The organism is Tenacibaculum singaporense (assembly GCF_003867015.1).
In the GTDB taxonomy this organism is placed as follows: domain Bacteria; phylum Bacteroidota; class Bacteroidia; order Flavobacteriales; family Flavobacteriaceae; genus Polaribacter; species Polaribacter singaporensis.
Genome location: NZ_CP032548.1, coordinates 1,477,808 through 1,499,502, shown reverse-complemented (window position 1 = coordinate 1,499,502; position 21,695 = coordinate 1,477,808). Strand labels below are relative to the sequence as shown.

At 28.2% G+C, this 21,695-nt stretch carries 13 protein-coding genes; 2 read left to right on the top strand and 11 right to left on the bottom strand.

Annotated elements, in window-relative coordinates:
* Positions 1-33: 33 nt before the first annotated feature.
* The 4 genes from D6T69_RS06895 to D6T69_RS06880 form a co-directional block, all read right to left on the bottom strand.
* Complete coding sequence (locus D6T69_RS06895; protein ID WP_125067044.1) at positions 34-10,035, bottom strand: non-ribosomal peptide synthetase; 10,002 nt, start codon at positions 10,033-10,035, stop codon at positions 34-36.
* A 28-nt stretch (positions 10,036-10,063) separates the two neighbouring features.
* Positions 10,064-10,741 (bottom strand): 4'-phosphopantetheinyl transferase family protein, encoded by a 678-nt coding sequence (locus tag D6T69_RS06890; protein WP_125067043.1) that lies wholly within the window; start codon positions 10,739-10,741, stop codon positions 10,064-10,066.
* A 222-nt stretch (positions 10,742-10,963) separates the two neighbouring features.
* The gene (locus D6T69_RS06885) at positions 10,964-11,473 is read right to left on the bottom strand and encodes a UpxY family transcription antiterminator (protein WP_240628384.1); all 510 of its coding nucleotides are present in this window, start codon (positions 11,471-11,473) and stop codon (positions 10,964-10,966) included.
* Positions 11,474-11,618: 145 nt separating this feature from the next.
* Positions 11,619-12,224, bottom strand: coding sequence for a hypothetical protein (locus tag D6T69_RS06880; protein ID WP_125067042.1), 606 nt, complete (start codon positions 12,222-12,224; stop codon positions 11,619-11,621).
* Positions 12,225-12,403: 179 nt separating this feature from the next.
* Here D6T69_RS06880 and D6T69_RS06875 point away from each other — a divergent pair, with 179 nt between their 5' ends.
* A complete protein-coding gene (locus tag D6T69_RS06875; protein WP_125067041.1) occupies positions 12,404-13,162 on the top strand; it encodes a response regulator transcription factor in 759 nt (252 codons plus the stop codon).
* A 7-nt stretch (positions 13,163-13,169) separates the two neighbouring features.
* Here D6T69_RS06875 and D6T69_RS06870 read toward each other — a convergent pair whose 3' ends face one another.
* From D6T69_RS06870 to D6T69_RS06850, 5 genes are all read right to left on the bottom strand, one after another.
* Positions 13,170-13,925, bottom strand: a complete 756-nt coding sequence (locus D6T69_RS06870) for a ThiF family adenylyltransferase (RefSeq protein ID WP_317125311.1) — start codon at positions 13,923-13,925, stop codon at positions 13,170-13,172.
* Between the two features lie 511 nt (positions 13,926-14,436).
* Positions 14,437-15,387, bottom strand: coding sequence for a hypothetical protein (locus tag D6T69_RS06865; RefSeq protein WP_125067040.1), 951 nt, complete (start codon positions 15,385-15,387; stop codon positions 14,437-14,439).
* 5 nt (positions 15,388-15,392) lie between these two features.
* A complete protein-coding gene (locus D6T69_RS06860) occupies positions 15,393-17,180 on the bottom strand; it encodes an ORC-CDC6 family AAA ATPase (protein WP_125067039.1) in 1,788 nt (595 codons plus the stop codon).
* The gene (locus tag D6T69_RS06855; RefSeq protein ID WP_125067038.1) at positions 17,167-18,255 is read right to left on the bottom strand and encodes an HD domain-containing protein; all 1,089 of its coding nucleotides are present in this window, start codon (positions 18,253-18,255) and stop codon (positions 17,167-17,169) included. The genes D6T69_RS06860 and D6T69_RS06855 overlap by 14 nt, the downstream gene beginning before the upstream one ends.
* Before the next feature lie 2 nt (positions 18,256-18,257).
* A complete protein-coding gene (locus D6T69_RS06850; RefSeq protein ID WP_125067037.1) occupies positions 18,258-19,316 on the bottom strand; it encodes a DNA cytosine methyltransferase in 1,059 nt (352 codons plus the stop codon).
* 206 nt (positions 19,317-19,522) lie between these two features.
* On the opposite strand from D6T69_RS06850, the gene D6T69_RS16165 reads away from it, so the two are divergent.
* Complete coding sequence (locus D6T69_RS16165) at positions 19,523-19,654, top strand: hypothetical protein (RefSeq protein ID WP_262706668.1); 132 nt, start codon at positions 19,523-19,525, stop codon at positions 19,652-19,654.
* 62 nt (positions 19,655-19,716) lie between these two features.
* Here the strand turns inward: D6T69_RS16165 and D6T69_RS06845 are convergent, their stop codons facing one another.
* Both D6T69_RS06845 and D6T69_RS06840 read right to left on the bottom strand, forming a co-directional pair.
* Positions 19,717-20,151 carry a GIY-YIG nuclease family protein gene (locus D6T69_RS06845; RefSeq protein ID WP_240628383.1) on the bottom strand — a complete coding sequence of 145 codons (435 nt, stop codon included), beginning with the start codon at positions 20,149-20,151 and terminating at the stop codon, positions 19,717-19,719.
* Entirely contained in the window at positions 20,132-21,532 is a 1,401-nt protein-coding gene (locus D6T69_RS06840; protein ID WP_125067036.1) for a primase-helicase family protein, read from the bottom strand. Before D6T69_RS06840 ends, D6T69_RS06845 begins: the two co-directional genes overlap by 20 nt.
* Positions 21,533-21,695 lie beyond the last annotated feature (163 nt).

Below are 21,695 nucleotides of genomic sequence, written 5' to 3'. Positions count from 1 at the left end.
TTTTATTCAATTTCTTAATTTGATTGTTTTTTCCTAGAAGTCTTCTTCTAAAGCTTCATTAAGCAATTCTGAAAACTCATTTTGCTCTTTTTTTTCTGATGACCCTCTAATTTCATCTACATAACTACCTATAGTCTGGTTATCTTTTTCAGAAATGGTTATCAATAAAGTTTCAAATTCAGCATACAGTTTTTTTATAACAGAATTCGTATACAAGTCTGAATTATAAACTATTTGAGTTTCTATTCCCCCTTTACTTTCCTTAATAAAAAAGGTTAAATCTACTTTACTTCTTACCTTTTGGTTAGTAACCTGACCTAAAACTGAATTTTCTAAAGGAAATTTTTTCTCTGTAATATCACTTTGAACCATAACTAGCATTATATCAAACAATGAACTTCTAGATGGATCATTTTCATACTGAATATCATTCAGTAGTTTATAAAATGGATAGTCTTGATACTTTTGAGCTTTTAATACAGAGTTTTTTATTCGCTCTAAGCTAGTTCTGTAGAATTCATTTTCATCAAATCTTAATCTAATAGCCATCGTATTTATAAAACAACCTATTTGGTCTTTTAGATCTAAATGACCTCGACCAGCTGTTGGGCTACCAATTATGATATCATTTTGTAATGAATATTTATAAAGTAAAATTTGTAATACCCCAAGAGCATGCATGTATAAAGACACCCCTTTATTTGTTATAAAGTTCAATACTTTTTCAGAGTTTCTTGTATCTAAAACTCCTGAATAAATCCCTCCATTATATGTTTTTATCCTTGGGCGATCATTCGATATTGACAGTTTTATTTTAGGTAATTCTCCTTGAAATTGATTTGTCCAGAAATCCTTAAGTTCTTCTTCATAATTAATTTCTTGTTTTAATTTCCAACTAGAATAATCCTTAAACTGTATTGGTAATTCTTTTCTTTTTAAAATTGAATTGTCTTCTCCAGCCTTGTATTCATTCAATATTTCATTTATCAAGATTTCAATAGACCAAGCATCACAAATTATATGATGGATATTTACGTATAGTATATAATTAGAGTCACTTACCTTTAACATTGAAACTCTCATCAATGGACCTGATTCTAAACTAAATAATATTTCATTTTCTTTTGAAACATAATCATTTACACAACTTAAGATATCTGAAGAATACCTATAATCTTCATGATTTATTCCAAAGCTCAATTCCTCAAAGGTTAAAACTCTTTGATATATTTCACCTTCTTCTGATTCAACAAAAACAGTTCGTAAAATTTCGTATCGCTTTATTACTTCTTCTATAGACTTTTCAAGCTTTTCAGCATCCATTGTAACCTCAAAGTTAAAAGACATATGATAAGCCTTTGATCCTTCCTTATATTGACTTGCAATCCAAATATTTTTTTGGTTTGAAGTTACAGGGTACAATTTTGCATTAATTGCTTTAGGTATTTTTGTTTCAACAAGCTTAGGTGTATTTAGTATTAATTCAGCTTGTTCTCTAATACTGGTATGAGTAAAAATCAATTTCATAGATAATTTTACTTTGAAAACTCTCTTATACTCATTAATTAGTTTTGCAGCGTTTAAACTATGTCCTCCTAGTTCAAAAAAGTTATTATTAACACTAATATTTGCTACTCCTAAAACTGACTCCCATATGTTTTGAACTTTCCTTTCTGTTTCATTTTTGGGACTTTCATTAACACCATTACACTCAAACTCTTCGTCAATTGGAGGTAATACTTTTTTATCTACTTTTCCGTTTGGTGTTAAGGGTATTTCATTTATAAATATGAAGTAGTTAGGAATCATATAATCTGGAAGGATTTCTTTCAAATCTCTTCTTATTTTTGAAACCTCAATTTTATTAGGAGTCGTCAAATATGCCACAATAACTTTTTGATTTTTAAAATCATTTAACATGACAACGGCATTAGTTATATATGGAAAAGAAGACAATACATTCTCTATTTCTCCTAACTCAATTCTATGCCCCCTTACCTTAACTTGACTATCAATTCTACCTTCAAAACAGATACTTCCATCAGGTAGTCTTTTTCCTAAGTCTCCAGTTTTATATAATTTAGTTTTAGGATTGAATGGGCTTGTTACAAATTTTTCTTTTGTCAAACTGTCAAAATTTAAATAACCATTTGCAAGTCCATCTCCTCCTAAATATATTTCTCCTACACAGCCTTTTGGTAATAAATTACCTGATGCATCTAATATATATGCGGTACTATTACTAATTGGATAACCAATGGGAATATTCTCTTTTACATCAGTTATATCATAAGTTAATGAAAAAGTTGTGTTCTCTGTTGGTCCATACCCATTGATAATTTTTAAACTACTATACTTTGAACGTACTTTTTTAATATGCTCAAAAGATAATTTTTCCCCTCCCACAAGAACAGTTGAAAGTCCTTTAAACACATCAATATGATCATCCACTAATTGATTAAACCAACCAGATGTAAACCACATAACATTAACCTTATTATGAAGTATTAAAGTTTGTAATGTATTTGAATCTAATAATTTTTCTCTTGAACTGAGAATTAGTTTTCCGCCATTTAATAATGGCCCCCAGTACTCAAAAGTTGTTGCATCAAACGAAAAGGCCCCTGTTGAAAGTAATACATCACTTTCAGTAAAACAATAATAATTAGATTCTTTTACTAAACGCATAATACTTTTATGAGGGATCATAACTCCCTTTGGCTTACCTGTTGAGCCTGAAGTATACATAACATAAGCCAAATTTGACGAAGAAATATCTCTATATATTTTTTTGGAAACCTTGTCTGAAACTAAAAAACTTGATATTGTTTCTTCGTTAATTGTTAGTTTACAATTAGTATCCTTCTCTATATATTCAATTCTTTCCTGAGGATAGTTAACATCTATTGGTACGTAAGCTCCTCCTAATTTTAAGACTGCTAATATTGATATAATAGACCATTCACTTCTTTCTAGCTTAACCCCTATAAAATCTTCTCTTTCAATCTCATAATTCTGTAAGATATAATTTGATAATTGAGTGGATAACTCATCCAACTCTAAATAAGTAAGGGATTTATCTTCGAATATTAAAGCCGTATTATTGGGAGAGTTTGTAACCTGTTCTTCAAATAATAAAACGATATTTTTATTGTCCTGATAATCAGATTTCGTGTTATTAAACTCAGAAATTAGTTCATATTCTTCTTTTTCGGATAAATAATTTACTTCGTTAAGTTTAGTATTTGAGTTATTGATAATATATCTTAAAAAGGTATCTAAATGTTCGCCTAACTTCTTAATAAAATTCTCAGTATACAAGTCAGTATTGTATTCAATTACAACAGATAATCCCTTAATTGAATTAATAAAAGAAAATGTAATGTCAAATTGACTCGTATCTCTATAGTCTTTTACTACTGAGGATACTTTTACTCCTCCTCTTAAACTATCATAACCACCAATAGAACTTAACTCATCTTGTAAAACTACCATAACATCGAACAAAGCTGATCTTGCTGGGTCTCTTTTTAGTTTTAATTCATCTATTAATGTATCAAACGGGTAGAACTGATGCTCGTATGCCTCTATTAAAGTGTCCTTTTGAATTTTTAATAAATCTTCAAAGGTCTGATTCTTATCAAAACTTGTTCTAATAGCTAAAGTGTTTAGATATAAACCTATTTGATCCTCTAAGTCAGGATGCTCTCTACCGGCAACTGGAGTTCCTAAAACTATATCTGTTTGCCCTGTATACCTATATAATATACCATTCAATCCAGCCATTAGTAACATAAACAATGTTACTTCTTTCTTAGCTATATAGAACTCTAATTCATTGGAAACTTTCTCAGAAAAATCATAATGAATTCTTGCCCCATTATAAGTTTTAATTACGGGTCTTTTTTGATAAGTAGGCAAGTCTAATATTGGAATACTTCCTGCAAATTTACCTAACCAATATTCTTTTAAATTATCAAGTTTATTATTTAAAATTTGTTGGTTTAACCAATAAACATAATCTCTGTATTGAATATTTAAAGAATGTAATTCATTCTGATCTTCATTATAAAACTTAGTTATTTCCTTTATAAAAACCTCCATAGACCAACCATCTCCTATAATATGATGAAGGTTGAATATTAAATAATGTTCTTCTTCTGAAACTGAGGCTAGACACAATTTTAACAACGGAGCTTTTGAGAGCTCAAACCTATTAGAACTCACCTTTTCTATTAGGGTATTTATGCTTTTATTATCTTGAAAACATAAATAATCTATCTCAAATTTAATTTCATCATAAGGCATAACATTTTGATAAATATCATCATCATAATTAACAAAATAAGTTCTTAAACTCTCGTGCCTTTCAATTACTTTATAAATTGATCTTTTCAAAAAATCAACATTCAAAGGACCTTCTAACTTTAAAACCCCTGGAATATTATATGCTTCCGCCCCTTTATCAAACTGACTTAAAACCCAAAGTCTTTTTTGTGCTGGAGTAACTTTTACCAAAGAATCTGATGATACCTTCTCGATTGGTTCATAAGTCTTCTCTCTTAATCTGGTAACTAATTCTTTAATAGTTGGAAAAGCAAATATTTCCTTTATTTTAATGTGATAATTTAATTCCTTTTCTATTTTATTAATAAGCTTAACACTTTTTAAACTATGTCCTCCTAATTCAAAAAAATTATCAGTAATTCCAATGTTTTTTGTTTCTAGAATATCCTCCCAAATTTTTACTAGTTTAGTTTCTAACTCAGTAGTTGGAGCAATATATTCGGTTGTGCTTTTCTGAAGATTTTCAATACCCAACAATAGTTTTTTATCTATCTTTCCATTTGTAGTTAATGGAATTTCATCAATAAAAGCATAATAAGTTGGTAGCATATAGTTTGCCAACCTTTTATTTAAAAACTCTCTTATCTCATTTATTGGTAAAAAATCTCCTACAATAAAAGAAACAATATCTTTGATATCTCCCTGTTCTTTTACGAGAACAACTGCCTTTTTAATATTGGGATGCTTTAGCAAAGCATGTTCAATCTCTCCTAATTCAATTCTATACCCTCTAACTTTAACTTGATAATCTCGTCTTCCTATAAATTCAAGATTACCACTTGGAAGCCATCTTACTAAATCTCCTGTTCTATAAATCTTTTTATCTTCTGCAAAAGGGTGGTTTTGAAACTTCTTATTTGTTAGTTCTAAGTCGTTTAAATATCCTTTAGCCAAACCTATTCCAGATATACACAGTTCACCAATAACTCCTTTAGGAACTAACACATTTGTATTTTCTTCTAAAACTAATAACTGATAGTTTGGTAAAGGAATACCTATTGGTAAATTTGCTGTGATAATACTATCAATATCCTCCACTTCATAAAAACTAGAACAAATAGTTCCCTCTGTAGGGCCATAACCATTAATTATCCTAATATTTTTATCAAAATACCATTGTATTGCCTCCTTTTTAATTCCCTCTACTCCAATAAGTATTCTTTTTAAATATAACTTATCATATAAAGATAGGTTCACACTTATTTCCTCTAAATGCATAGGATGTATATAGCAATGATTTATTTCCTTTTCATAAAGAAAAGAAGCATACTCTCTTGGAGACATAACAATATGCTTCTCTGGAATAACAAGAGTACTTCCTGAAGTGATTGCTGAAAATATTTCCATTACTGATACATCAAAAACAAAATTGCATGTTAATGATGTTCTAGACTTCTCTAGGTTATAAAACTCTATAAAATTAGTTAAACTGGCATGGGTTACCATCACTCCTTTAGGTCTTCCAGTAGATCCTGAAGTAAAAATAACATATGCTAGATCTTGTGAAGTAATCCTATGATTTATGGCTGAACTAATCTTATCTTTAAATTCAAAAAAATCATTTAATAAGACCTCATCTAAGACTATTTTTGACTTTGTATTATCTTTTATGTAGGTTTTTCTTAAGTCTGGAAAATCTGGGTCAATAGGACAATATGCTCCTCCTGTTTTTAATACAGCTAAAATTGATATTATAAGCCATTCATTTCTTTCTAATGAAATCATTACAATATCGTTTGCACTGATATTTGTTTTACTTAACAAAAAATTAGCCAATTCATTAGATAAAACATCTAACTCATTATAACTTATTTTTCTTTCTTTATATTCTATTGCAATTTCACTTGGATTCGCTTGAACTTTGCCTTTAAATAGTTCTAGAACATTACAGTCAAAATTTTGTTTTATTACAGGGCTTTGACTCATAGAAAGTAACTCTTCTTTTTCTTCTCCTTCAACTAATAAAGAAATTGAATCAACAACTTCTTCAGCTTTATTTATAACCTCATTTAAAAGTGTATTAAAATGTGTGTGAATTCGTTGAATAAACTCTTGCTCATAAATATCTGTATTATAATCAATATCTAAAGACAATTTTTCTTCATTCTCTGAAAATATAAATGAGATATCGAATTGAGCTACGTCTCTATTGATATGGTAATTTTCTACAGTCAAGGAAGATTCCGATACCTCTCTCTTTAAACTCGAAAGTTGCTGTTGATTTTGCAATACCACCATAACATCAAACAAAGGTGATCTTGATAAATCTCTTTCTATATCTAACTTTTCTACCAATAAATCAAAAGGATAGTTTTGATTACTATAAGCTTCTAACAATTCTTTTTTCTCTATATCAAGTATTTCAAGAAAGCTCATTTGCCCATTAAAATTTGAACGAATTGCTAGTGTATTTACAAAAAGTCCCAACTGATTCTCTAAGGCAAGATGTTCTCTTCCTGCAATAGGAATGCCAACTGTTATATCTGACTGATTTGAATATTTATAAAGTAAAACCTTTATTGCTGACATTAAAGTCATAAATAAAGTAACCTTCTTATTGTTAGAAAACTCTTTTAAACTTCTTAATAAAGGCTCTTCAATTACAGAGTGAGTTTGTCTTCCCGAAAATGTTTTCTTTAAAGGTCTCTTTTTAAAACTTGGTAATTCAAGTATAGCCGAACTATTCTTAAATTTTTGAAGCCAATATTCTTCTTCTTTTTGAAAACCTGATAATATATTTTTATTCAACCATTCTGAATAATCTTTAAATTGAATTTCTAAAGATTTATTAACTGATTTTTTCTTTTGTTTGAAATCTTCATAATTGTTTAAAACTTTAGAAATAAGTAATTCCAAAGACCAACCATCTATAATAATATGGTGTGCTGAAAAATATAAAATGAACTCTGAGTCTTTCAATTTAAAAAGATAACAACTAAATAATTTTCCTAACTCAAAATTGTAATTTACATCTAAATTTTGGACATAGTTGTTTACCTCATTATCTTGATTATATTTTTTTGAAGAAAAATCAATTACATTTAAATTAAATTTTTTCTCCTTTAAAACATGTTGTTTTAATTGTCCTTCTTCATTAAGTATAAAAGCTGTTCTTAATATTTCATAATTGTCTATTAATTGTTGAAAAGCATTACTTAATTCTTGGATATTTAATTGCCCCGATAGCTTAACAGCTGCTGCTACATTATAAGCTTTTTCAGCATTATTTAGCTGACTTAACATCCAAATCCTTAATTGGGAAGCAGTTACATCATAATACTTTTTCTTAGATGCTCTCTCAATAGTTAAAAAATTCTGATGTTTCGAATTACTTATTAAACCTTGTATTGTAGGGTTCTCATAAAACAACTTGAAAGAAATAGTTAAGTTTAATTCTTTATGTATTTTATTTATAATTTGAGAAATCATTAAGCTATGCCCTCCCAAATCAAAAAACCTATCGTTTATTCCAATCTTTTCAACTCCGATAACGTCTTGCCAAATCTCCACTATTTTTAACTCTATAGTAGTTTTAGGAGCTATGTATTTTCTTTCTTTTCTGTATTCGATTAACAAATTTGAAAGAGCTTTCTTATCTATTTTACCATTAGAATTTAGCGGAATCTTCTCTAATTTCATAAAATTACTAGGAATCATATATGAAGGAAGCCTAGCTTCAAAATATCTTTTTAATTTAGCTTCCTCAAAAAGATCCTCACCAACATAATACCCAGTAAGAGTGCTCCCTGAATTTATCTGATTTATATCAACAACTACCTGAGTAATCTTATTAGAATATTTGACAAAAACATTCTCTATTTCCTCTAGCTCAATTCTATATCCATTAACTTTAACCTGATTATCTTTTCTTCCTACAAATTCTAAAACACCATCTTCTCTCCATCTCACTAAATCTCCAGTATCATACATCAAACTCCCTATTTTAAAAGGATTGTCAACAAACTTCTCATTAGTTAAATCTTCACGATACAAATACCCATTAGAAAGCCCATACCCAGAAAGATATAGTTTTCCATTTACTCCAATTGGAACTATTTCTAAATTATCGTCTAAAACATATGCCTCTGTATTTGCTATAGGTTTCCCAATAGGAATTGTTTTATATGTGCTTTTAAAAAGTTTATACACTGTACTGTAGGTAGTATCTTCTGACGGACCGTATAAATTCCTTATCTCAATATGATTAAATTGAAGTAATTCTTCAGCTATATCTACTGGAAACTTCTCTCCCGCCAAATTAATAACCCTCACATTACCTAAATCTGCTTCTTCTTTTATTAAACTTCTCATAACAGAAGGCACAGTATTTATTAAAATCTGTTCCGGTTCGTTCAAATATTCTTTAATATCTAAAGCATTGTTTAATAGTCTTATTTTTTTACCTATTGATAAAGTATAAAACATTTCAAATATTGATAAATCAAAACAATGCGATGTAGCAGCGAAAACTATTGAAAATTTAGAGCTATCAAACTCTAACTCTGCCCATTTAATTAAAGCTACCGCATTAAAATGAGCAATCATCACTCCTTTAGGATTACCTGTAGTTCCAGAAGTGTAAATAATATAAGCTAAAGAACGACAATCTAATTCAAAATTTAAATTCTCTGAAGACAACTCTTCTTCACATTTCTCAAACTGATTTAAAACAATACTATCTATTAGTAATTTAGATTTACTATCAGTTTGAATATATTCAATTCTACTCTTAGGATAATTAATGTCAATAGGCACATAAGTTCCTCCAGCTTTTAAAACTCCTAAAATTGTAATCAATAAATTTTCATTTCTTTCTAACTTTATTCCTACTAAATCTCCTTGTTGTATTCCCTTCTTTTGAAGAAGAAACCTAGCAAATCGGTTAGCTTCATTATTTAATGATTGATAACTTATCTCTTTATTTTTAAACTTAATTGCTATTTTTTCAGGATTTTTACGAACTTGATTTTCAAAAAGAGATACTAAATTGATATTTTCATTGTATTCTAAAGAAGTATTATTGAAGTCATTTAATATTTTATAACGGTCTTCATTTGAAACTAATGAAATGCTTCTTATTTCTTTATCAATGTAACTTTCTAAATTGATTAGCCAATTTTTGAAAGACTTAAGAAAACGATAAACTTTATTCTCGTCAACAAAATTTTTATCAAAGAAAATTCTTAATAATAAGCCTTGATCAGTCTTTTCAACATATAAATTGAATGGAATTCTCTCCAAATAAGAAGCTTTATTCCAATTGTTATAACTAAAAGAATAAAGAGACTTTTTTATTAACCCTTCAAAAAAATTATCTTTTTGATGGTTAGAGTATTTATTAACCTCTTGAATTTCTTTTTTAACTTCATGGAGATACTCTTTAAAAATTTTTGTATTATTTTCTTTTGGTGATATAAACAATAAATCACCATCTCTTAAGTTGGTTGTTGATATTAATCCTTGAACTTCAAAATAACGGTTTAACAAAGCGTTAAATAGGCTTTGCAAAATTGTATACTCAACAAGTTTATTTGCATTAGAAACTTTAAAAAAATATGGTATTCTCTCTAAATTTATAGTTTCCTCTATTTTAGAATCCGCTTTAAAATTTAAATCATTTATAACACCAATCTCTTCAATCTTTCGAGACCAATAATCTTGTATTATTTGTTGTTTGATAGTATCCAATGTGATGTGTATAACTTATTTATAATACTTATGGGGTAATAATATTTTTCATATTAAGGAACTCTTCAATACTAATTTTCCTTACTATAATTTCCTTGTTATTAAACTCTTCGCTTTTAGATATATGACAGATATATTCTTTTTCTAGGTCTATCTTTGAAACAAAAAATGCTCTATCATCAATATGTGTTATATTATTTTTTACTTCAAATGATTTTAACGGAATTGACAACCCTTTTCCCATTGCCTTTAAAACCGCTTCTTTTTGTGTCCAATATTTAAAAAACTCTTGTTGTGGATATTCTGAATTAAATATTTTCTGTTCTTCGTATGGAGTCATTTGACTCTTAAATTCAGCTACTTTTATATCATGTGATTTTTCTATATCAATACCTATATCCACTTGCTCATTTGTAAAAATAGCAGCAACTAGTTCCCCTGAATGGGATATATTAAATTGTATACTGTTATTTTGGAAATAGGGCTTGTCATATTCATTAAACATCAACTCACTAAAATCTACTTTCTTACCAAAATAAGACAACCCTTCTTTTACCAATAACCTCCCTAAAAGAGACAACTGGATATCTTGCCATCTCTGATATCTTAAAAGCCTTTCTTTATACGAATTTGGGAAAATACCTAAATAAATATCTAATAGAAATTCTTGTTTTGCTTCTTGTATTTCAGAATAAAGTAAAAGCAATATTGGATAATAAATTAAAACTGTTTTTAGCTGTTTTTACTAATTGAAAGAGCATTAATTATCATCACTAAAATTTCTTTTAGTAGTAATAATTAACAAAAACCTAGCTATTTATTTTCTTTAAACAAGCCTATGTTTGCTGTTTCATATTACAAATACAACTTGTTTTTATACCTTTAAAAAGGTAGTTTTTTTCTAGACTTCTAAATCTATATTTATGATTTATTCCTCAAGGACACATAAAGGAATTGTTGCCATAATATTCTGTTGCAATGAATCAATCCTCACAATAATTTTTTTATGATTATACGCTTTAATGATTTCACAACTTAACCCTTTTAAAGGCCCATAAGTTATTTTTTTTATTTCTCCTACTTTGGGGCGATGTGAAGTTATCTCTATTCCTTCAATACTTTCATCTCCAGTCAAAAGCTTTATTTGATTAATTTCTTTTTCTTGCACTCTAGCATATTCTTTTCCAAAACGAATGTAAGAGAAAGCTCCGTTTACAGATAATGCCTTATGAAAACCTAAAGATGAATTGATATATACAAACACATAAGAAGGAAATAATGGTTTCATTGTAACTTTTTTTCTATCGCTCCATTGCTTAACTGTTTTCACCTGAGGTAAAAATGACTCTAAAGAGATCTCCTTTAGAGATTCATGAACTTTTTTTTCCCAGCAAGATTTAACATACAGTACGTACCAACCACAATCAAATTTCATCATAACATATAAATGCGAAACACAGCTTCGCTACTCCCTGTCACAAGGGATTTCTTTTATTATTTCTCAATTAGAACGGGGTAAATATAGTATGGAAAAAAAAGGGGAAAGCTACACAAAAGGGTAGTTTTTAATTTTATATTCAGCTTTAGAGTAGCTTGTTATTTAAAATTAGATCTTTATTTCTTTCATAGAATTCAATGAGCCCTTCATAAGGTAAGCTTATAGGAATTGTCTCAGAACCTAAATAATTAATTGACTCTCCAACTATGTTTGGTTTTATTCCTAACAACATTAGTATTCGTAACAACTTACTATCACATTCAGCAAAAGCTATATTACCTTTATGTTTACAAATAGGTGAAATAGCACATACCATTAACTTTTTAAACAAGTTGGGGTCATTCACTCCTTTTTTAATTGCAAAACGACCTATATGCCATATTTCATGCAAATCTCTATCTTCAACAACCATTAAAGGATCTATTCCAAAAATACTCTCAATTGGTAACTTGTCAATATAATTCCACTTTAAAACTCGTATAGCACCTGTTATACCTTTATAATCATCTTTACAAACAAAAATCTTAGAATTTCCAATGTATTTTATTTCTTCTTGATAAACAGATAAAATATCTTTCTCTAACTTTTTTTTTTCAATATTTCCTAAATGATGATTAAAATTTTCTTCAACTACAAATTTTGATAAACTTAGCACTTCACTATTTGACAGTCTTTCTAAATAACTCTTCATAAGTATTATAATTTTTATTCTACGCTCAAAGCTAGTTAGTTAAAGCCATCAACTCACTACACAAAATAGTAGTAGATACAAGAATTTATGAGGTTAAACAGAAATGGATTTATATTTTAAAAAAGTATTGCTTATTACTAAATTATTTACTTAATTTGGGGTCAAAGCCCCCCTAATCTATGAATGACGTGAATGACTTTTTTTCATCACGAAACACTGTATATAATGTTTCTGATGAAGAGAAAAAACAGACTGAAAACTATGCAGAGGCCATAAAAGCCTTTGCAAGAACCACTTACAAGAGTATCTATGTAATTGATTATCAAAAAAAAGGTTTTGAATTCGTTTCTGAAAACCCTCTTTTTTTATGCGGGCATACCGCAGAAGAAGTTAAGGAAATGGGCTATCTTTTTTATTTTAATTATGTAATACCTGAAGACTTAGAGCTACTTTTAAAAATAAACACTGTCGGTTTTGATTTTTATGAGAAAATACCCATTCAGGAAAGAATATACCATTCCATTTCTTATGATTTTCATTTAAAAAACCAAGAAGGAAAAATACTTTTAATAAACCAGAAACTTACTCCTTTATTTCTTACCAATGAAGGAAAAATATGGAAAGCTATTTGTATAATATCAATTTCCAATGAGCAAAACTCTGGAAACATTAAAATATCTAAAAAAGGTGAGAATAAAATTTTTAGATATGATTTGAAGGGAAATTTCTGGAAAGTAGAAGAAAAAATAGAATTATCTAATAGAGAAAAGGAAATTTTAAGATTCTCTGTCAGAGGATTTACAATCAATGAAATGGCAGAAACAATGTATGTATCTCCTGATACTGTTAAATTTCATAGAAGAAAATTATTTGAAAAATTAGAAGTTGCAAATATTTCAGAAGCAATTGTATATGCCACCAACAATAAACTAATTTAGTTTTAACTTAATCTTGTAAAGAAGATAGGTAAAACTCAGGAAAACTCTTGACTTCCCTTTGTGTAGCTATATTAAAAAGTATGTGTGTACACATACCTGCTACAACCCAAGAGCCCACTGATAACTGAGGAGGAGATAATTTTTCTTTTTCATTTTTAAATTTATCTATTATATCTTCTAGCCACTCCTGAGGTTTTCCCCAAAATCTCATATAACTAGAAACATATTCCACTACATTTAATTCATTAAAATTCTCCCCTTTTCTTGCAATAGAGTTTAACGATAATCCTTTAGGAGAAATAATTGTTACTAAGCCTCCCCAGCCTAAGTTGTATGGATGTAAAACAGGAATATCCATTTTTTGACAAATTTCATCAAAAAGTAAAGGAACCTCAGATGAAAAATCTAAAGCATTAATTGCTATTTTATGCCCTTTAATATATCCTTTAACATTATCGTTTGTTAAAAAACAGTTATGTACTTTTATGTTTGCCTTACTATTTATAGATTTTAATCTTTCTTTTATAATATCAACTTTGTTGGCTGATACATCTTTTTCCGTATAGTTCTGTCTATTTAAATTAGACTCCTCTATTTGATCACCATCAATTATAGTTATATTTTCAAATCCGAAACGTAATGCACATTCAGCTATTATACTTCCAATACCAGCCCCACCCAATAAAATTGGAAAGTCTTTAATAAGCTTTTGTTCTTCTGGATTAACGTATAATCTATTTCTAGAATACTTATGTTTCATCATAGTTAATTTTATTACAAAAATAAGTTATCAGCCAAAAAAAAACCTAAACAAAAGGGTAGTTTTTTACTTTTTAACCAAAAGCTTACCACTAATTAAAAAACTAATAGTCAAAACCATAGCCATTCATTCCTACTAATTAACACAACATTAACAATTATGCTTTATGTTAGGTTCATAAATTAAGTTTTTGCTAATTCAAAAACTTCTATAATTACTCTAACTACAATGAAAAATTTTATAAATAAACTACATCTATTATATAGTTTTAAAATTACTTTGTAGAAGATTTATAAACCAATCAAAACTCTAACTAGAAATATACAATGTAAAATGCATATTTTATAAAACAAAAAAGCCTTACTATTTCTAGTAAGGCTTATTGTGATCGCGACAGGATTCGAACCTGTTTAAATAATATCAGTATTTATAGTATTTACTTCTATTCTATTATTAGTAGTATACCTTAAAGTATTCCTTTACAATCCTCTTAATTGATTATTTACCCAAAAAATCAATATTTAAGTAAATCGTTAAAGTTAAAAACTAAAAAATAATCACACCCTTTAGAATAAGAATTAATATTATATTGGTTTGCTGAGGCATAACAAATTTGAATATCTTCATTTTGAATCCCTAAAGATGCCACTCCTAATGTTGAAACCTTATTATTCAAGGGAGATATAACTATATTATAATCTTGACTATATTTTTTAACTAGCTCACTTAGTAAATTCTTTGTTTTTGATATATCTTGACAAGAAAAATCAAAGTTTTCAAGAATCAAAGATTCATATCTACTGTTGATATAATTGTATTTTTCATCCGATATAACACTTAACCCATCGTTAATTGAATCTATGCGTGTTGGCCTACCTAATAAAATACCATTTGGCTCAAAGGAGTTTATTATTTCTTCTGTCCTTTCATTCTCAAAACCGTTAAGAATTATTAAAAGTAATTCTTTTGATGGATAATGTAATCCTGAATAACCATAAACTGATCTAATCTCTCTTACTCCTTTAGTTAACCAATCTGGATAACTTTCAGCAGGTGTATAAACTAAATTGATTATAAAAGTATCCGCAAATTTTTGTAACGAAACTACTTTAAATATAATTAAAAGTACTTCTTTTGTAAAAGTGGTTATATCGATAACAACATTTACTTTTTCATCTTCATCAACATAATCCAAGAAAAAATTATAAAATATATCAAAAGTTAAAATAGACTCATTTTTAGGATATATAATTGTTCTTAAAGATTTCAAATTCTCTTTAATTAATTCAATATTCTTATTAGCAATGGCATAAGTTTCATCTAAATGAAAAACAACCGAATCTTTAACTTTAGAAGAATTTAATGATGAACCTAAAAAAGAAGACCTACTCTCAAATCCAGATGAGCAGACAAACAAATCAATATTACCTAAATGATCAATTATCTCTATTTTGTTTTTCTTCATAATTTTTAGTCTAATTCATCGAATAAACTTACTTGAACTGAATCTGAATTCTCTTCTGTATCAAAATACTTTGTTGTTTCCTTTATAAATCTCTGAGGCTCAACCAAAGACATTTTAAGTAAACTACTATTCATAAACTTATATCCTTTAAACCCATTAGGGTCTAATTTAAAATATGGCGCTAGTGTTCTACTTAGCACATACAACTTACTTCTTCCTGTACCATGTTTATTTCCAATAGAACTTTGATGTAGATACCCGTAGCTAATTGCTAAATCTATTACATCTTGTAATTCTTTATCTGGTTTATCATTTAGTGCTACTGAAAAAACTACTCTCTCTGTTCTATCTGAAACAAATATTTTACTGAACATACCTCCTAACCCCTCTATTAAATTATATAATTTATCAGCTTTACTCAAATTCTCCCCACCTTGTAACTTACCATGCTCCTCAAATATTTTTTTAAATTCATCTTCTAAAAATTTTTCAGAAAACTTTACAATTTCCTCATTTTGGATACTATTAGGTATATAACTGACATCTTGTATATCTCCTTCTTTTTGAGTTTCTAACTCAGAGAACATACGTGAAGCAGGCTCTAAAAAATATCTAATTACCCCTGATGAAATATTAACGAGATTATCAAAACCAGCATAACTATAGGTTCCTCCAGATCTTTTCTTCCTTAAATATTTAACATATTCAGAAGTTGCATATCTTCTAGCTGCATCTTTCCCCGCATAAGGTTTATCAGGATTAGTATGTTCTTCTTCTATTTTATCAAAAAATTCTTTGATTTTCTTATTTTGTTTTTCATCCGAAGGAAAAAATGCACTAGGCTCTATATCCTTACTTAAGTATTTTTTGATTCTTTTTCTTACAATACTTTCAATCCTATTATAGTATTTTCTATCTGAAGACGTATATATTGTAGCAATATTAATTTGTGAATAATCATGAGGAAAGTCAATTGTTTTATTCGTCACCGTTTTATAACTTTTATAATCCAATTGAGTCGATATTTTCAAACTAACCTCAGAAGAATTCCTATAAGAAACCCATGTGTTCAATATTTTAGTTTGAATATCATTTAAATAACCAGCATCATCCATTAATAAAAATATAGGCTTATTTTGAGGCATAAAAGGCAATTTTTTAAGCTCTAATAATAAAGGGTACAAAAAATCTAAATAATTACATAAAGCTCCTTTATATTCCTCTTTACTTTCTGGGTGACTGGCAACGCTTTTACAATATCTTTTACATAGAATCAGCATTTTTTCTAAAATCTTAATCATTTTATCCAAATACTCTTCACTAGATGCCAACTCAACTTTATAACTTGATACATCTTCTCCTGAAATTTCAACATACCATAAAAAGGCCTCGTTGTAAAAAGTTTTAAAAAAATCAACATAAGGTTCTAATTCATATGATTTTAAATCCTTAAAGCATTTTACCGCTATATAAGTTGTTAAAAAATGTTCATTTATGAATGTATTAGAATTATCTTTGAGTCTACCTAATTCTGGATAATTAATATCTGTTAATTTTATAGGAACATATAAAGAGAAAAAATCTAACTCATTTAAAGAACAACCTTTTTCTAAGATTTGACAATCTGGCATCATATATCTAAACATCATGCTCTTTCCAGAACCTCTTGGTCCATTTAAGAAAGTATGAAAAACCTCTTTAACTTGACCAAAATCAGTGAAAACATCAACAAATAATTCATGTATTTCTGACGCTTTTAAATTTTCAGGTGTCTTAACTTCAAACGGGTTCATTCTTTCCTTCTCTATTTTTCATAATTAACTCTAAAACATTTTGACCATCTATCATTTTACCTCCTTCGAACAGTGATTCATTCTTTGAAAAAATAGATTCTCTGTTTGAACCGGGATAAACACTATCTCTAAGTTCATAAGCAAGAGTTTTAAAATTTTGATCATCATTTTTATTAAATAAATTAACATCTACCTTCACCGAATTAATCCTACATTTTTCAGGCAAAAACCTGCTACAATATATACTTTCCGTAAATGTTTTATAAGTTCTATCGTATATTTCATCTAAAAGAAATTTTTCCTCTTCTCCATTTTTTGTAACGACTTTAAATTTCTTAACTAAAACCTCATCAGAAATATAGAATTTTAACTTTAATTCATTTCCATTAACCCTTACACTCTGTAAGCTAGCAGAATACAAATGATATATGACACTTGTAGGAACAATGCTTTTATTTTCTAATAAAAAGTTAGATGCCCTAGTTTGATCTTCAGCAAGTTCATCCCCTAATCTTAATAATGCAGCCAAAAATTGGGGTCTTATTGTCTTATGAGAAATATCATCCTCAGAAGGTAATTTTCCTATTGGATCATCTTTTCCTCCATGAGCTTTGGCAATATTTGATATCGTTTGACGCTCACCAGAACTAAGAATTTTTCCACTATCAAATTTAGTTAATAATTCTGCACCTTTTCTAGCATGATCTCTTCTTGAAGCAATTAAATGACCTGTATCATGTAATTGAATCGCCACCAATAATATAAACAACTCATAAGGGGATATATAAAATTTAGAATCCTCCTCCTCTTTTTTAAATGTTACATTTAAATCACCCAGAATCCACGAAACTCTTTGAATTACCATTTTAATATGGTCAACACCATGATCATTATAATACCCCTCTTTCTCTATTTCTAATATTTTAACCTTTACTTCGGGGTGAATCTCTTTATCAAATTTAGTTTTAAATCCCTTATAAATATGAACATAGTCATTTCCTAAAGGAAAATACCTTAAATCATCCTTAAATTTAAGAAACTCTGTTTCTATGTCTTCATTTAAATCAATTCTCACTTCTATAAATTATTTTTCTCATTCAACTCAATTATTTGTTCAAAAACAGCTTTTGCCAATAAAGGAGGTACTGCGTTACCTATTTGTTGTTGAATATGCATTAAACTTCCTTTAAAAATAAAATTATCTGGAAAACTTTGAAGCCTAGCTGCTTCTCTCACAGATAACCCTCTGTCTTCATAAGGATGAATTAACATATTCTTCCTATAATTTGCAATTACTACTGAAGGTCTATCAGGATGTAATCTTCTATAAATACCACTATGACAATTAGCCCTATTAGAATAATTTTTCATTAATTCTTCTGGAATTGATTTCCAATTTTCTCCTACTGAAATATGTTTATACCTCTCAATTACATAATCTTGATTCTTCGATACAAAATTTTGTCTAGATTTATTTGAATTTACTCTCATTAATTGAGCATACTCACTAACCTCTCCCATCTTGTATGGAAGCTCTTCAATAACATCACCATTATTTACATTTGGTAAATCACTAATAGCCTGTTTAACTGTAACTTTTATATTATTTGTTTCAGGAAATGAAAAATCAACACCTACATTATTTCCAACCATAAAAAACCTATTTCTATTTTGAGGAACTCCATAATCAGAAGCTTTTAAAATTTTATAAGATGTACTATACCCAAGTAGAGCAAATTCATCGCATAATTGTTTTAAAACACTTCCCTTTTGAAAAGTAACAAATCCTTCTACGTTTTCAAAAACAAACCATTTGGGCTTGCTTTCTTTTACCATCCTAACAAATTCCTTAAATAACGAATTATTAGAATTATTTATGTTCCTCGTTTTAGTATTAGAAATAGAAAATCCTTGGCAAGGCGGACCTCCAAAAAGTATAAATGGCCTTTTATAGGAATCTTTGATGTTAACTTCTCTAATATCTTCACAAATAACTTCTGTATCAGGATGATTAAATTTAAATGTATCAGCTGCTTGTGAATTAAATTCTATTGCTAAATCAATCTTTATACCAGCCATGCATGCTCCTATACTCATTCCTCCTGCTCCGCTAAATATATCGATTGCATTTTTCATATATAAAATATCGTACTTATTATCTGATAATAACAGTCATAGTTTTAAGTAAAAAGTTACTTTCTTTTCTAGAAAACTGTTTAAAGCTATTTTTTTTCAACAAAAACAAATATATAATTATTCCCTAAATGTTTTAAATATTTTTTCTGAAAAAAAGGTAGTATAAATACTACCCTTTTTTTGCTTAACCTTACAAATAACTCCAGATGAAATCACCAGAACTTTTCCTTTCTCCTCTACAAACTTTTGCTATGCTCGTTTTATTAAGACCTGTCATTATAGATGCTTCTGAAACTGAATTAAATTCATTAACAAACACTTTATCGAGTGTTAATTGAATTACTTTCTTTATTCTCTTATCATTTTTAACAATCTTAAATCTATCTAACAAATCATAACTTCAATAAAACCCTTTACAGTTTTTTTTATTTATACAAGCTCTACTAATTTGTTGTTTTTTCACTCCAACAGACTCTCCTGCTTTTTTTAAACAACAGAAACTATCAATATAATTACCATCTAAATTATATTTGTAAATAGTCTTCTTAATACCTCCTCCCTTATCAGAATTATAACCTGCTTCTTTTGAATTGTATTTCAAAATATAATTCTTTTCTTTTTTTGCTAATTCATCATTGGTAGATGCAGTATCTATCTGTTCCCAAGTAAAGGCATCGGGACTGTACGTCCCAATTGCCTTATAAAACTTCCTTTGTTGTTTTATCGATGATTTTTGATAGTGGTCTTTTTTTCTTTCTTCTACTGATTTTGTTGTAACTCCTATATAAACCTCATCAGTCTCTTTATTTGTAACCTTATAAACTATTTTTGTCATCTTTTACAACTTTTTCAATCATTTTAAACTTGTACTTACCTCCTGTCGAAACTAACTCTAGACTTGCGTCATTTTCTTGGCAAAACTCTTTTAACCATTTAGTAAACCTATGAGGAGTTACTTGATTATCTGGATAAAATTCATTGTAAAAACTTCCAACATCTCTCTTGTCATATTCTATATTAAACTTCAAATATTCATCAGCAAATTCTACAAATTCTCTTGATGTTTTTTCTATCAAGCTATTTTTTTTAATATTAATCTTTTTTGCCTCTAGTAAACCTTGATCCAAATATGACTGTAAACACCTCATAAGAAACTCGTAAAATTTATTCCATTCATCATTTCCCCAATACTTATCAAAAAATCTATTCTTAAAATCTGTTTCAGGGGTGAATTTTTCATTATAATAATTTGCTAATTCAAATTCATATCTTCTTCTTTTATCAGAAGAACCTCCAGGACCTTTTATAGGATAATTTGATGTAATCACAATTTTAGGTGATAGTTCGAAAGGAATATAAAAAGCATCTTTTCTTTTTTTCTCTATTTCTACTCCAGTTGTTAGCATTGAATAAAACATTTCCAAACTTACATTCTTGTTTAAATCATCATAAACTATAACATCTGTTGTAATGTTTATTCTTTGATTTTTGAACCAACTATCTGATTTTATCGATTTACCATCAAATTTTTCCAACTCTCTAATCATTGAAATAGCATCCATCAACAATGTCTTGCCTGTTCCTCCGTGTGTTTTCTCATTCAACAACATATTCTGGTCATATAGAATAACTGCTTTAGTTTCTCCTCTTTCTTTACTTCTATGGGCTAGGTAACCTAAAATTGTTTTCAGCACTTCAAATCTAACTTCATCTCTACCTGTAATATTCATACAGAACTGTTCAAATTGCCCTATTTTAGTTTTATCAGGTTTAGCATACTCAAAATCTACAAGTCTATTTTCCCAAATAACATGTGGTAGTTCACTATAATTTCTGATATTGATTTCATCTTTAGTTATTTCACAATAACAATTCTTGAAATACATAATACCTTTATCTCTACTATCTCTATCATTAGGTAAATCTTCAGTTGGTAAAAAGCATAATTTTTTACTTGAAATATAATTACCGATACCTTTAACTAACTGTTCTTGTACATCATAAAGCTTATGCATAATTAGATATGCATTTACAAAACTTATGATTTCACTTTCTGACGTTTGCCTAATTTTGTTATCATTTTTTCTAACCAACATAAAATTTGTCGCTGATAACCTTATCCTCATAAATCCATTTACTTCTAAAAACTTCAATAATTTTGCATTTGAAATACTTACTTTACCTTCTTCATTTTTCCAAAAACGGAATTCTTTCATCGTTTAAAAATTTAATTAATATTTATTTTTAAAATCCACTCACAATTGAGCAACTCTTTTAAATCAATATGTCAATGAACTTCAGATTATAATTCCTTTTTATAATCTGTTGCAAAGATGCAAATGAAGATTTGATGAAGTGGGGGTGTATTTTTTTACCCCT